13 protein-coding genes and 1 riboswitch are annotated in these 13,329 nt (G+C 46.0%); of the genes, 11 read left to right on the top strand and 2 right to left on the bottom strand.

Annotation, left to right across the window (positions count from 1 at the left end; translation table 11 throughout):
* Positions 1-34 precede the first annotated feature (34 nt).
* Complete coding sequence (locus H7F26_RS18675; RefSeq protein ID WP_003183143.1) at positions 35-364, bottom strand: hypothetical protein; 330 nt, start codon at positions 362-364, stop codon at positions 35-37.
* 363 nt (positions 365-727) lie between these two features.
* On the opposite strand from H7F26_RS18675, the gene lysA reads away from it, so the two are divergent.
* Together lysA and H7F26_RS18665 are read left to right on the top strand one after the other, a co-directional pair.
* Entirely contained in the window at positions 728-2,047 is a 1,320-nt protein-coding gene (gene lysA / locus H7F26_RS18670) for a diaminopimelate decarboxylase (RefSeq protein ID WP_003183141.1), read from the top strand.
* A gap of 238 nt (positions 2,048-2,285) precedes the next feature.
* Positions 2,286-3,146 carry a poly-gamma-glutamate hydrolase family protein gene (locus H7F26_RS18665; protein ID WP_003183139.1) on the top strand — a complete coding sequence of 287 codons (861 nt, stop codon included), beginning with the start codon at positions 2,286-2,288 and terminating at the stop codon, positions 3,144-3,146.
* Here the strand turns inward: H7F26_RS18665 and H7F26_RS18660 are convergent.
* Entirely contained in the window at positions 3,143-4,246 is a 1,104-nt protein-coding gene (locus H7F26_RS18660; RefSeq protein ID WP_017473930.1) for a DUF1002 domain-containing protein, read from the bottom strand. The genes H7F26_RS18665 and H7F26_RS18660 overlap by 4 nt on opposite strands.
* Before the next feature lie 129 nt (positions 4,247-4,375).
* Here H7F26_RS18660 and H7F26_RS18655 point away from each other — a divergent pair, with 129 nt between their 5' ends.
* The 9 genes from H7F26_RS18655 to H7F26_RS18615 all read left to right on the top strand — a co-directional run bounded on the left by H7F26_RS18655 (position 4,376) and on the right by H7F26_RS18615 (position 13,312).
* Complete coding sequence (locus H7F26_RS18655) at positions 4,376-4,813, top strand: peptidylprolyl isomerase (RefSeq protein WP_003183133.1); 438 nt, start codon at positions 4,376-4,378, stop codon at positions 4,811-4,813.
* 231 nt (positions 4,814-5,044) lie between these two features.
* The gene (locus tag H7F26_RS18650) at positions 5,045-6,175 is read left to right on the top strand and encodes a Rap family tetratricopeptide repeat protein (RefSeq protein ID WP_009327959.1); all 1,131 of its coding nucleotides are present in this window, start codon (positions 5,045-5,047) and stop codon (positions 6,173-6,175) included.
* Complete coding sequence (locus H7F26_RS18645; RefSeq protein WP_003183128.1) at positions 6,165-6,470, top strand: hypothetical protein; 306 nt, start codon at positions 6,165-6,167, stop codon at positions 6,468-6,470. Before H7F26_RS18650 ends, H7F26_RS18645 begins: the two co-directional genes overlap by 11 nt.
* A 158-nt stretch (positions 6,471-6,628) precedes the next feature.
* Positions 6,629-7,066: an Hsp20/alpha crystallin family protein gene (locus tag H7F26_RS18640; RefSeq protein ID WP_003183127.1), complete on the top strand. Its 438-nt coding sequence runs from the start codon at positions 6,629-6,631 to the stop codon at positions 7,064-7,066.
* A 126-nt stretch (positions 7,067-7,192) separates the two neighbouring features.
* On the top strand, positions 7,193-9,379 hold the full coding sequence (locus H7F26_RS18635) for an RNA ligase (protein WP_011198084.1): 2,187 nt from the start codon (positions 7,193-7,195) through the stop codon (positions 9,377-9,379).
* Positions 9,380-9,641: 262 nt separating this feature from the next.
* Positions 9,642-9,986: a hypothetical protein gene (locus tag H7F26_RS18630; protein ID WP_003183123.1), complete on the top strand. Its 345-nt coding sequence runs from the start codon at positions 9,642-9,644 to the stop codon at positions 9,984-9,986.
* Positions 9,987-10,087: 101 nt separating this feature from the next.
* A riboswitch (FMN riboswitch) is annotated at positions 10,088-10,238 on the top strand.
* A 108-nt stretch (positions 10,239-10,346) separates the two neighbouring features.
* Positions 10,347-11,435, top strand: a complete 1,089-nt coding sequence (ribD, locus tag H7F26_RS18625) for a bifunctional diaminohydroxyphosphoribosylaminopyrimidine deaminase/5-amino-6-(5-phosphoribosylamino)uracil reductase RibD (RefSeq protein ID WP_017473931.1) — start codon at positions 10,347-10,349, stop codon at positions 11,433-11,435.
* 11 nt (positions 11,436-11,446) lie between these two features.
* Positions 11,447-12,094 (top strand): riboflavin synthase, encoded by a 648-nt coding sequence (gene ribE / locus H7F26_RS18620; protein WP_017473932.1) that lies wholly within the window; start codon positions 11,447-11,449, stop codon positions 12,092-12,094.
* 21 nt (positions 12,095-12,115) lie between these two features.
* Positions 12,116-13,312: a bifunctional 3,4-dihydroxy-2-butanone-4-phosphate synthase/GTP cyclohydrolase II gene (locus H7F26_RS18615; RefSeq protein WP_003183117.1), complete on the top strand. Its 1,197-nt coding sequence runs from the start codon at positions 12,116-12,118 to the stop codon at positions 13,310-13,312.
* Positions 13,313-13,329 lie beyond the last annotated feature (17 nt).

The following is a 13,329-nucleotide window of genomic DNA, read 5'->3' as shown; positions in this document are numbered from 1 at the left end:
CGAAGAGGCTTTTCCCCGGGGAAAAGCCTCTTTTTCAATAATCGAATTCCGGTCTTTGAGTACCGATGCCTCTGTATTCATTGGCAGAGATCGCGACTGCCCGGAGGCTGCAGATGTTGTTCTGTCTTCTGATCGGATAGACGACATACAGCATTTCGCGGCCGTACGGGTCAATCGTTGACGAATGAAGGAAAACCTCAGTTCCTCTCCGCCAAAATCTCGTATTCGCCGGAGCTGTAATAATCTGCCCTTCATAAGGCTCATAAATTCTCTGTTCATAATGCGCAGCCGGCTGATAAGGGGCGTATACATCTTCAGGTGCATAGCCGGGAGCGGGGGTGTAGGGATAACGATTTGGATACATATGATAACCTCTTTCCCACTTCGTTTTTTGGTTTTCATCTTTAAGATTATATTCAGGTAAATGCCTATTTGTATGGGCGAAAATCTCAGCTTTTCGGCTCTTTTTTTATTGAATGGACGTTGTGTATGCCTATTTCTATCAAGCGCTGTTTTCTGTTATTCTATAATCAATAGAATGGATTAGTTGTTTAGGGAATCATTTCCTTTATAAATCAAGAAAATTTGGACAAATGGTGGTTTAGTTTTTAAAACGAAATGTTATAATACAACATAAGAATCGCACTATCATGAAGCCGGAAGATGCATCGGGCAGCAACCGGAGCGCCCCTTGCACCTTTGTCGATAGAGAAAGAGGGAATGACAATTGTTTTTACACGGTACTAGCAGACAAAATGAAAGAGGGCACCTCGAAATCGGCGGTGTCGATGTTCTATCATTGGCAGAAAGATACGGAACACCTCTTTATGTATACGATGTCGCGCTGATTAGAGAGCGCGCCCGAAAATTCCAGAAGGCATTCAAGGAAGCCGGTTTAAAAGCGCAGGTAGCGTATGCAAGCAAGGCGTTTTCATCGGTTGCCATGATTCAGCTTGCCGAACAAGAGGGGCTGTCTCTGGATGTGGTATCGGGAGGAGAGCTTTTCACTGCGATCAAAGCAGGGTTCCCAGCTGAGCGGATTCATTTTCACGGAAACAATAAGAGCCCTGAAGAACTAGCCATGGCGCTGGAGCATCAAATCGGCTGCATCGTGCTCGATAACTTTCACGAGATCGCCATTACAGAAGATCTTTGCAAGCGATCAGGACAAACTGTAGACGTTTTGCTCAGAATCACTCCGGGAGTTGAAGCGCACACGCACGATTATATTACGACGGGGCAGGAAGATTCCAAATTCGGTTTTGATCTGCATAATGGACAGGTCGAACAAGCCATCGAACAAGTCCTCCGCTCGTCTGCGTTTAAGCTCCTCGGCGTGCACTGCCACATCGGTTCGCAAATTTTTGATACGGCAGGATTTGTCCTTGCAGCAGACAAGATTTTCGAGAAGCTTGCGGAATGGCGGGAGACTTACTCTTTCATTCCGGAAGTGCTCAATCTTGGCGGGGGCTTCGGCATCCGCTATACAAAAGACGACGAGCCGCTCGCAGCTGATGTTTATGTTGAAAAAATCATCGAGGCGGTCAAAGCAAATGCCGAGCATTTCGGCTTTGACATCCCTGAGATTTGGATCGAACCAGGCCGGTCTCTCGTCGGTGATGCGGGGACTACGCTGTACACGATCGGTTCTCAAAAAGAGGTGCCGGGCATTCGCAAATATGTAGCCATCGACGGCGGCATGAGCGATAATATCAGGCCGGCGCTTTATGAGGCAAAATATGAAGCAGCCGTCGCCAACAGGATGAACGATGCTTGTCATGATACCGCATCAATCGCAGGAAAATGCTGCGAAAGCGGAGATATGCTGATTTGGGATTTGGAAATCCCCGAAGTTCGCGACGGAGATGTGCTCGCCGTTTTCTGCACCGGTGCGTACGGCTACAGCATGGCCAACAACTACAACCGCATTCCGCGCCCGGCCGTCGTCTTTGTCGAGGACGGGGAAGCGCAGCTCGTCATTCAGAGAGAGACGTATGAGGATATCGTCAAGCTGGATCTGCCGCTGAAATCGAAAGTCAAACAATAAAAAAATGGAGATTCCCTAAGAGGGGGGTCTCCATTTTTAATTCAAGCACGAAAAACACTTCCCGGTGATCGGGAGGTGTTTTTTGTTAAAAAGATCATGACATGCATAGAACAGCGACCGGGCTAATTGTATATAATATTGTGAATTTAACAAAAAATTTACAAAGGAGATGATAAAGGCAATGACCAGGGTGAAAAGGATGAGATTTGCTGATTTGTTGGATTTAGAGGCGGAGTAGATGAAACCGGCCAAAGTATCCCTACTCCACCGATTGCTCCAGTGCCTGAAGCAATGTGTTGATTGTAACACAGTAAATCGTTTTACAGCAATAAACATTTTTGTGAATATTTTATTGATTTCGGCTGTGATCTCATTCCCATATTCTGCTGCGGCCCATGGCGCAACACAGTCCGGCGATCAATATTCAAGCTTTGAAGAATTGGAGCGGAATGAAGATCCAGCTTCTTACCGAATTACGGAGAAGAACGCAAGAGTGCCGATGCTCATCATGGCCATCCATGGAGGCGGCATCGAACCCGGAACGAGCGAAATCGCCAATGAAGTGTCCAAAAACTATTCCCTGTACTTGTTTGAAGGGCTGAAATCATCAGGCAATACGGACCTTCACATTACAAGCACGCGTTTTGACGAGCCAGCGGCGCTCGCAATTACTGCAAGCCACCAGTATGTCATGTCGCTCCACGGCTATTACAGTGAAGACCGCGATATTAAAGTAGGCGGCACAGACCGCGCTAAAATCAGAATATTGGTTGATGAGCTGAACCGCTCGGGGTTTGCCGCTGAAATGCTGGGGACAGATGACAAGTATGCCGGAACCCATCCGAATAACATCGCCAACAAGTCGCTTTCCGGGCTGAGCATTCAGCTTGAAATGAGCACGGGTTTCCGCAAATCTTTATTCGACCGGTTTACACTAAAAGACAGGGCGGCGACGCAAAACGAAACGTTTTACCGATTTACAAAGCTGCTGACAGATTTTATTCATGAAAACTATGAAGAAGACGGAGGGGATTTCCCCTCTGCAAAAATAAAACACCCCCTTCAAGTGAAAAAGGAGGTGTTTCGGCGGTTGTGTTAACCGTTGGACTCTGAGGTGCCGCCGCCGGTGAATACGGAAACGATGGCGTTCCACAGAGACACAAAGAAGTCGATCAGTTTTTGAAGAAAGTTTTGTCCTTCTTCAGAATCCAAGAATTTCGTGATTTTATCCTTTGCTTTGTCAAGCTGGTCTCCAACCTGGTTCCAGTCGATATTAATATTTTTCATGTTATTAAATAAAGATATAAGAGAGTTTTTCTGATCTTCTGTGAGTGTCACGCCAAGTTCGGAAGCAGCCGAATCAATCGTTTTCTCCAATTCCTCTTTTGACTCGGGAACTCCGTTTTTCGAGATTTCTTCCTTGACTTTGGCCATCAGCGCTGACGCGTTTTCACTGCCGATTTTCTCGCCAAGCTCTGAAGTGGTGACAAGCTCTTCATTCGCGACCTTTTTCACATCTTCGGAAATTTTTTCGCCCGAAGTCGTTTCATACGCTTTCATCAATCCGGTTAAAGCGGCTGTGCCTGACACTTCAAACGGAGCGGTGACATAGACTTTGGCGTCTTTTACACCGGCCGTCATCAGCGCGTTCAAATACATCTCATCTGTAATTCTGCTGATATTGTGTGTCTGAACTTCCAAACCGGTGCCTTTTTTCGCTACGGTAATTGAAGAAGAAGAAATCGCTCTTGTTCCGATTTGTGCTTTCGGTATATAATCCCCTAAATATTTATGCTCCTCATCATTTGTCACCTCGATGATGGTCGCATTTTCAGGCGCATTCATTTCTTTTAATACTATTTGTCTGTCCTGGCTTGACAAGTCTTTCCCCAGCGTGACGATGACATCACCCACTGCGGCGTCAGCGAAGCTGACCTGCGGGAAAATGAGCAGACACAATGCTGTAAAGATTCCTAGTATCGATTTTTTCAAGCTCAATGCCCTCCTTAAAAATGCAGGCTTCAGGCAGAATTGCTGTACTTTTAAAGAAGCCTGCCGGAACGGAAATAATGCGTTCCGAAATATAGACGGATGAAAGATGAGTGAGGTTTCAAAGAAAAAAAGAGAGAATTTTCTCTTCAAGTCAAATGCCCTCCCGGCATCGTATCTCGCCGCTCTTTTATCATTCATGATTTTCACAGGCGATTCAACCTTTTTTTAAAATTTTTTACAAAAACGATACAAGAGCGGCGTTTATTTCGGTCGATTGGCTCTCTGCTTCTTCAATATGATATAATGACCCTTGTGAAATGAAAGGAGAGAATCAAGATGGCTAAAAAAGGATACATACAACTGACAAACGGCAAAAAAATCGAGTTTGAACTATATCCGGATGCGGCGCCGGGAACTGTCGCCAACTTTGAAAAACTTGCAAACGAAGGGTTCTATGACGGGCTGAAGTTCCACCGCGTCATCCCGGGCTTCGTCAGCCAGGGAGGCTGCCCGCACGGCACCGGAACAGGCGGACCTGGATATACGATTAAATGCGAGACAGAAGGGAATCCGCACAAACACGAAGCCGGTTCTCTCTCAATGGCTCACGCAGGAAAAGATACCGGAGGCAGCCAATTCTTTATCGTCCATGAGCCTCAGCCGCACTTGAACGGCGTTCACACCGTTTTCGGAAAGGTCACATCAGGCCTTGATGCCGTCACTTCAATGGAGCAGGGACAAGGCATGGAAAAAGTCGAAGTATTTGATGCATAATCAGAGAGCGCAAAAAACAGCCCGCTTAGCCGGGCTGTTTTTTTTGTCTGTAACGGTGTTTATTTTCCAGGTGCAACAGGACTTGAGGCCGATTCTTCGTCCACATCCTGATAGGAAATAACGATGCTAATAAATAAAATAATTGTGAAAAAATGACCCTTTATGTAAAATATATTCAAGTGAAGAGCTAGATAGAGAACGCAATCTGTAAAAAAGGAAGGGGCGTAAGGGGTGAGCGTAAAAATCCCATCGACGGCAGTCGGCGTAAAAATTAATGACTGGTATAACGCGATACGTAAATTCAACGTCACGGACGCCGAAATGCTGAAGGCAGAAATTGAGCGCGAAATTTCTCAAATGGAAGAGGATCAAGACTTATTATTGTATTACGCCTTAATGGAATTCAGACACAGAATCATGCTTGATTACGTAAAACCTTTGGAAGAAGGCGAAACCCCGCCTGACTTTTCTGAAATATTAAAAGATATCGAAGATGAACAAGGAAAGCTGACAGGCCTGCTCGAATATTATTTTAACTTTTTTAGAGGGATGTATGAATATAAAAACCATGATTATATTAAAGCGATCTCTTTTTACAGGCGCGCCGAAAAAAAGCTGCTGCACGTCGAGGACGAAATAGAGAGAGCCGAGTTTCATTTTAAAATGGCTGAAGTGTTTTATCATATGAAACAGAGCCATGTGTCGATGAACTATGCGCTTCAAGCGATTGAAACCTATCAGGCGCATGAAACCTACACGGTTCGGAGAATCCAATGCGAGTTCGTCATCGCAGGGAACTATGACGATTTAGAGTCGAATGAAAAAGCGCTGTCACATCTTGAAAAGGCGCTGAAGCTTTCACAGCAAGAAGGCCAGCTCATATTGGAAGGACACACCTATTACAATTTGGGAAACTGCTATTATAAGATGGGGGATTTCGATCAGGCAGCCGAGTACTTCAACAGGGCTGCTGCGATTTATCAAGAAGAGTCATCAGATATTCTTCCAAAAGCGTTTTTCAGTCTTGCACTTGCATATTTCAAGTTGAAGCAGCTGGAAAAGGCGGATGACGCGTTAAACAAAGGAATTGACATCGCCCGCCGATCAGACGATGCGATCTACCTTTCAAAATTTCATTTTTTAAAAGCTTTGTATGTTGATGATGACGGCAGGGCTCCAATGCTGGAGACATTTCAGCTGCTCGGGTCAAAAAAGATGTATCCCGATATTGAGGACTTGGCATTGGAAGCAGCTGAATACTATAATGAAATTGGGCGCTTGAGCGACTCTGTTTATTTCTATCAAACGGTATTCAGTGCTCGAAAACAAATGAAAAAAGGGGACTGGTCGTATGAAATCTAAACTGTTGTTAACCGCCGCTGCTTCAGTAGCAGGACTTTCTTTGGCAAGTGCTGCGCTGATGACGCAAACAGATGGTGTGAAGGTCGCCGAGAGAAACGTCACATCCGCGCCAATGCAAATCGCAGAGAGAAATGTAACATCAGCACCGGTGCAAGTCGCTGAGAGAAATGTAACGTCCGCGCCAGTGCAAATCGCAGAGAGAAACGTAACATCCGCACCGGTACAAGTTGCTGAGAGAAACGTAACATCTGTCAAAACGTCACCGATTCATATCGGAGAACGAAACGTAACATAATATTTCAGTAAAAGAGCAGTGCTTGGTCTATATCAGCACTGCTCTTTTTATGTCCGCTAAAAAGCCTCTTCTTCCCTGAGCTTAACCTCATATTGGCATGCATAAATCAAAGCGTACAAGAAATCATAAGGTTATGAAAACATGAAGGAGGAAAGAAAATGCCGTTAGTACCTTACGAACCATTTAAACATTTGAATACGATCAGAAGAGAGTTTGATCGGGTGTTTGCCGATTTTCCGGCAAACTTTGGAGGAGAGCACGGCTTTGGCGATATCAGGGTTGATGTGCATGAAGCCGGGAATGAAATCGTCGCCTCCTGCGATATCCCGGGCCTTGAAAGCAAAGAAGATGTTCATATTGAGGTTGAAAACAATATGCTTCATATCAGCGGAATCATCAACAGGTCAAGCGAAGTAAAAGAGGAAAACATGCACCGGAAAGAACGATTTACAGGCCGTTTTCACAGGGCAGTCGCGCTTCCTGCTCCCGTCAGCCGTGAAGGAATAAGAGCTTCTTATAGGAACGGCGTGCTTGAAGTGAGAATGCCGAAAGACAAGCCCGACGAAAAAAAGAGGATAGATGTGGAATTTCATTAAGGACACAAAAGGTCCCCTTTATGGGGATCTTTTTTATTTGTTTTTGAAACAAATAGCAAAAAATTACGTATATTCTTGGAAGGAATGCTAAAATTAACTCATCAGAACTGAATAAGGAGATCAACAATGAGGACTTTAGTACTGCTTAGAGGCTGCCCTGGCACCGGAAAATCAACCTGGATCAGGGATCATCAATTGAATCAATATACGCTGTCTGCCGATCAGCTGAGGCTGATCCATCAGTCACCAGTGTTAAATTTGGAAGGGAAATACGACATTTCCCAAAAAAATGACGGCAAGGTATGGAAGCTTTTGTTCAGCCTGCTTGAAGAAAGGATGGAGAGGGGAGAATTCACGATCGTTGATGCCACACATGCAAAACAAAGCATGATTTCCGGCTATAAAGCTCTCGTTTTAAAGTATCGCTACAGAGCGTATGTGGTTGATTTTCCCAATGTTCCGCTTGAGACCGCCCTGTTGAGAAACCGCGAGAGGGCTGAGCATAAGCGGGTGCCAGACAGCGTGGTTCACGCCATGCACGAGCGGATTTTATCCGAACCGGCGCCTTCCTGGACAACAGTGATCAAGCCGGAAGAATTTGCCGATGCTATGCAGTATAAGCCGAGGCGGCTTGACAGCTACAAAAAAATACATGTCATCGGGGATGTGCACGGCTGTTTTACGGTGCTTGATTCCTATTTGAAAGGCAGACTCGAAGATGACGAGTTATATATTTTTACAGGCGATATGGTTGATAGAGGAATAGAAAACGCAAAAGTCGTCCAATTCCTTCTCCGTATCAAAGACCGCAAAAATGTGATTTTGCTCGAAGGAAATCATGATAAATATTTAAAGCAATACGGGCATGACGAAGTAACAAGAAGCAGCGTATTCAACAAGAAGACAAAACCAGAATTAGACGAAGCAGGTTTTGACAAGAGAGATATCAGGGAACTGGCCAGGCGCTTCCACCAAATTGCCTACTTCACGTATGGACAAGACACTTACATCATCACGCACGGCGGCATTTCCGCGCTCCCTGACAACCTTCTGTTTACGGCTACCAGCCAGCTGATCAACGGTGTCGGCGGATATGAGACAGATATCGACCATGTCTTTACGAAAAATATGGAAGGGCGGAACATCATTCAAATCCACGGGCACAGAAACATGTTCCGACTTCCAGTGCATGCAGCTGCAAAATCATATAACCTGGAAGGGCAGGTGGAGCACGGCGGGCATTTAAGAGTTGTTACCATTGATCGGTCGGGAATTCAAACACACGAAATAAAAAATGATGTGTTTAAAACTTCCGCTCCTCCGCTTACTTCTCATCACGCGCACGAGGAGCTGACGGTCGAACATTTTCTAAAGCATTTGGACGAACATGATTATGTGTCTGAGCAAAAACTAGCCGGCGGCATTTCCTCTTTTAACTTTACGAGAAAGGCTTTTCAGGAGAGAAAATGGGACAGCGTCAGCATGAAGGCAAGAGGGCTGTTTATTAATAGAAACACGAATGAAATCGTCAGCAGAAGCTACAACAAATTTTTCAACATCGAGGAGCGTCTGACGACGAAAATGCATGTTCTCGTTAACACGCTGCGCTTTCCGGTCACCGTCTATGATAAGGCGAATGGATTTTTGGGAACGGTCGGCTACAATTCTGAAACCGATGAGCTTGTCTTCACCTCAAAATCCTATACATCAAGCGGACAAAAAGACGGCCATGCGAAATGGGTGGAAGAGCTGTTTTACAAAACGTTTGACGCATCTCAAACAGAGGCTATGAAAGAATATGTGAAAAAACGCAATGTTTCGTTAGTGTTTGAAGTCGTGCTGCCAGAAAAAGATCCGCACATTATCGAGTACGAATCGGACAAGCTTGTCCTTCTCGACATTGTCAAGAGGCAGATGAAATATGAAAAGCTGCTGTATGAAGACGTCCTTCGTTTTGCGGAGACATTCCGCGTAGAATGTAAGCAAAAAGTCATTACTTTTCATCAGTGGACCGATTTTTATAAATGGTACCTGTCTGTGTCAAATGACCCGTCGATTGAAGAGGAAGGATATGTGATTGAAGACTCGGCAGGATTTATGACAAAATTAAAACTGCCTTTCTATCAATATTGGAAGTTCATCCGCGGAATCAAACACAGACTCGGCGCGGCTGCTGCTCGCTCGCCCCAACACGAGGCACTGTTCCATTCCGAGCATGTGAAGTTTCTCGCCTGGGCAAAAACAAAAGACAGCGAGTATTTTAAAAATCAGTCTGTTATCGCCATCCGAAACGACTTTTACAACGAAACCTGAAGCGAAGAAGACAGAACAAACGGTTTTTTGAAATGTAGTGATTTAGACTCAATTTTTAAGCTTGTTTTCGCAAACACCCCTAAATCAGAATGTACATTCGTAGGTTATAAGTAGTATTTCGTCTGAATATGAAACGATTTCCCTTCATTTTGCGTTATACTTAAAAACCACATATTTTCCGTCTGAATCGAACATGTTTTATTTCATCATTCATAGGAAATAAACATAGGATAGTTCAGAACGTGTTCTGGAGGTTTTGATCATGGGGAAAATAAAATTCAAGCTCACGGTTCTGCTCGTTTTGGCTGCCGTACTGGCCGGAGGCTTTTATTATTTAAAAAACGGAAGCGTTCAGGATGTCTCAACGGCGCTCAGCCAAACCGTCTCATCTGAGGAAAAGAACTATACCATTTATCAATATAAGATCACCAAAATTGACGGCACTGAATACCACGGGGTATCAGATAACGGAACGAAGATCATTTTCAATGCGAAAAATCTTAACCAGGATCTGTCCGACATTAAAGAAGGAGACAAAGTAAAGGCCTACTTCTCTAATGCCAACAGAATCGACGGATTAATAAAAGTCGTCAAGGTGGCAGAATAAAAACCCTCTGTTTTTCAGAGGGTTTTTCTGTGCAAGCAGTTTTCATTGCAATTTTAATATGCGGCCGCTATAATTACGCATAAGGACAAGTAAATATCGATTGTATCCTTCGGGGCTGGGTGAAAATCCCGACCGGCGGTAATAAAGCGAGAGACAGCTTTAGAGCCCGTGACCCGCTGTGCTTCGTGCAAAGCGGTGGATTCAGTGAAAAGCTGAAGCCGACAGTGAAAGTCTGGATGGGAGAAGGATGAAGAGACTATGTAAAAAATAATGAATAAGCATAGTTTTATTTCTCATGCACAAAAACAACCCCCGGATCAACATCCGGGGTTATTTTTTTGAAAGAAGGGAGGGAAATTCATGACGGATGCGCATTATATGAATCTTGCATTGGAGCTGGCGAGGCAGGGCGAAGGCCAGACCGGGGCCAATCCGCTTGTCGGAGCGGTTGTCGTCAAAGACGGCGAAGTGGTCGGAATGGGAGCCCATTTAAAATACGGCGAAGCACATGCAGAAGTGCACGCCATTCAAATGGCAGGCCGCCATGCGGAAGGAGCCGTCATCTATGTGACGCTTGAACCGTGCAGCCATTACGGCAAAACGCCTCCTTGCGCGGAACTGATTATTCGTTCCGGTTTGAAGCGGGTGGTCGTGGCTGCGGAAGATCCGAATCCGCTCGTTTCCGGAAGAGGAATCGAGATGCTGAGAAGCGCCGGGATCGAGGTGGAAACAGGCATTCTCAAAGAACAGGCGGAAGAGCTGAATGAAAAGTTCATGCATTTTATGCGGACAGGCCTTCCGTATGTGACATTAAAAGCCGCTGCAAGCCTTGACGGCAAAACCGCCACCGCAACAGGCGACAGCAAATGGATTACTTCTGAAGAAGCGCGGATGGATGCTCACCAATACCGAAAAAACCACCAGTGTATTTTAGTCGGATCGGGCACAATAAAAGCAGACGACCCAAGTTTGACATGCCGTCTCCCCGGTGCGGTGAATCAGCCGGTGCGCGTCGTTCTCGATACGACGCTGTCAATCCCGCTCCAGTCAAAAGTGATTCAGGATAAAGAAGCGCCTACTTGGATTTACACGACGTCCAAGGCAGATCCCGAAAAGGTTCGGAACGTGGAAAAAGAAGGTGTGCAGGTAACCGTGCTCGATGCGGATGAACTTCAGGTGCGCGACGTGCTTCTGCACCTTGCAGACCGCGGCATCGCTTCAGTCTTTGTCGAAGGAGGCGCAACGGTTCACGCAAGCTTCGTCAAAGAAGGACTCTATCAGCAAATAATCTTCTATCTTGCCCCTAAATTAATCGGAGGGCTGCAATCTCCCAGCATCCTCTCCGGTGAAGGCTTTCAATCGATGAAAGATGTCCCCTTACTGCAATTCACAACCATTACCAAGATCGGCCAGGATATAAAGCTGGCAGCAAGACCGATAAAAGAATAAGGCGGTGGCATATGTTTACAGGCATCATTGAAGAAGTCGGAACGATTTTGGACATGAAAAAGGCGGGAAGCGCCATGTCTTTAGTCATTCAATCCAACAAAGTGATCGAAGATGTGAAGCTCGGCGACAGCATTGCTGTCAACGGAGTCTGCCTGACCGTAAATGAGTTCGGTTCCAGCAGTTTCACGGCGGATGTCATGCTTGAAACGCTGAAAGCAACATCACTCGGCACATTGAAAAAAGGAAGCCACGTCAATCTTGAACGGGCGATGGCGGCAAACGGCCGCTTCGGCGGGCATATGGTGTCGGGGCATGTCGACGGCACTGCATCGATCGTTCGCATAGAAAAAGCGGCAAACACCGTATACTATGATTTAAAACTTGACCCTTCACTGGCCAAAATGCTTGTGTTAAAAGGTTCGATCGCCGTAGACGGCGTCAGCCTCACCATATTCGGACTGACGGAGGATCAGGTAACAGTCTCGCTTATCCCGCACACATTGGATGAAACGATTTTTCCTGCAAAAAAGGTCGGAAGCATCGTCAACATCGAGTGCGATATGATCGGCAAATACATTTACCGCTTTCTCCACCAAACAAAACAAGAAAAACAGGCACAGGCATTGACTGAAGCATTTTTTAAAGAAAACGGGTTTTAAATGAAAGGAGGCTGTGCGTCTATGTTTCACACAATTGAAGAAGCGATTCGCGATTTGAAGCAGGGAAAAGTCATCATCGTAGTCGATGACGAGAACAGGGAAAACGAAGGCGATTTCGTTGCGCTGGCGGAATACGCAACACCCGATGTAATCAACTTTATGGCTTCGCACGGAAGGGGGTTGATCTGCGCGCCGCTCAATGAAGAGATCGCTTCCCGGCTTGAGCTCCAACCGATGGTGGACGAAAATACCGATTCTCACCACACAGCATTTACGGTCAGTGTCGATCACCGCGATACAAAGACGGGGATTAGCGCTCAGGAGCGGTCGCTGACCGTCATGTCGCTGATCGCTGATCACGCGCATCCGGGTGATTTTAAAAGGCCGGGGCACATTTTCCCCCTGATCGCGAAAAAAGGCGGCGTTTTAAAAAGAGCCGGACATACGGAGGCGGCCGTTGACCTTGCAGAAGCGTGCGGGTCCGCGCCGGCCGGCGTCATCTGCGAAATCATGAATGAAGACGGCACGATGGCAAGGGTGCCTGAACTCAAAAAAATAGCCGATCAGCACGGCTTGAAAATGATCACGATTAAAGATTTGATCGAATACCGCTACAGCAAGGGAACGCTGATCAACCGGGAAGTGAAAATTACGCTGCCTTCCGAATTCGGTACCTTCAAGGTTTACGGCTATACAAACGAAATCGATGACAAAGAACATATAGCACTCGTCAAAGGCGACATACCTTTCGGTGACGAGCCTGTGCTTGTCCGGGTACACTCAGAATGCCTGACGGGCGATGTTTTCGGCTCTTACCGCTGCGACTGCGGCCCGCAGCTTGCCGCTGCGCTCGCGCAAATCGAACAAGCGGGCCGGGGCGTACTCCTGTATTTGAGACAGGAAGGAAGGGGAATCGGCTTAATCAATAAACTGAAAGCTTATAAGCTGCAGGAAGAAGGATACGACACCGTACAGGCTAACGAAAAGCTCGGTTTTCTTCCAGACCTTCGCAACTATGGGATCGGCGCCCAAATCTTAAGGGACCTCGGCGTGAAGCAAATGAAGCTGTTAACGAACAACCCGCGAAAAATTGCAGGTCTCGAAGGCTACGGCCTGACGATCGCAGACAGGGTGCCGCTGCAGATGGAGACAAAAAAAGATAATGAAAAGTATCTAAAAACGAAAAAATCAAAATTGGGGCATATGCTTCATTTTTAAACTAAAATCAATCACAA

The organism is Bacillus sp. PAMC28748 (assembly GCF_014250415.1).
Classification (GTDB): Bacteria; Bacillota; Bacilli; order Bacillales; family Bacillaceae; genus Bacillus; species Bacillus licheniformis.
Note: the sequence above shows the minus strand (reverse complement) of the source record. Positions and strands in the feature narration are given on the sequence as shown.

What these genes read in the sequence shown, in the direction of transcription:
- H7F26_RS18675 (WP_003183143.1), bottom strand. Translation starts at nt 364, where the DNA reads ATGTATCCAAATCGTTATCCCTACACCCCCGCTCCCGGCTATGCACCT.
- H7F26_RS18665 (WP_003183139.1), top strand. Translation starts at nt 2,286, where the DNA reads ATGAAACCGGCCAAAGTATCCCTACTCCACCGATTGCTCCAGTGCCTG.
- H7F26_RS18655 (WP_003183133.1), top strand. Translation starts at nt 4,376, where the DNA reads ATGGCTAAAAAAGGATACATACAACTGACAAACGGCAAAAAAATCGAG.
- H7F26_RS18645 (WP_003183128.1), top strand. Translation starts at nt 6,165, where the DNA reads ATGAAATCTAAACTGTTGTTAACCGCCGCTGCTTCAGTAGCAGGACTT.
- H7F26_RS18640 (WP_003183127.1), top strand. Translation starts at nt 6,629, where the DNA reads ATGCCGTTAGTACCTTACGAACCATTTAAACATTTGAATACGATCAGA.
- H7F26_RS18635 (WP_011198084.1), top strand. Translation starts at nt 7,193, where the DNA reads ATGAGGACTTTAGTACTGCTTAGAGGCTGCCCTGGCACCGGAAAATCA.
- H7F26_RS18630 (WP_003183123.1), top strand. Translation starts at nt 9,642, where the DNA reads ATGGGGAAAATAAAATTCAAGCTCACGGTTCTGCTCGTTTTGGCTGCC.
- ribD (WP_017473931.1), top strand. Translation starts at nt 10,347, where the DNA reads ATGACGGATGCGCATTATATGAATCTTGCATTGGAGCTGGCGAGGCAG.
- ribE (WP_017473932.1), top strand. Translation starts at nt 11,447, where the DNA reads ATGTTTACAGGCATCATTGAAGAAGTCGGAACGATTTTGGACATGAAA.
- H7F26_RS18615 (WP_003183117.1), top strand. Translation starts at nt 12,116, where the DNA reads ATGTTTCACACAATTGAAGAAGCGATTCGCGATTTGAAGCAGGGAAAA.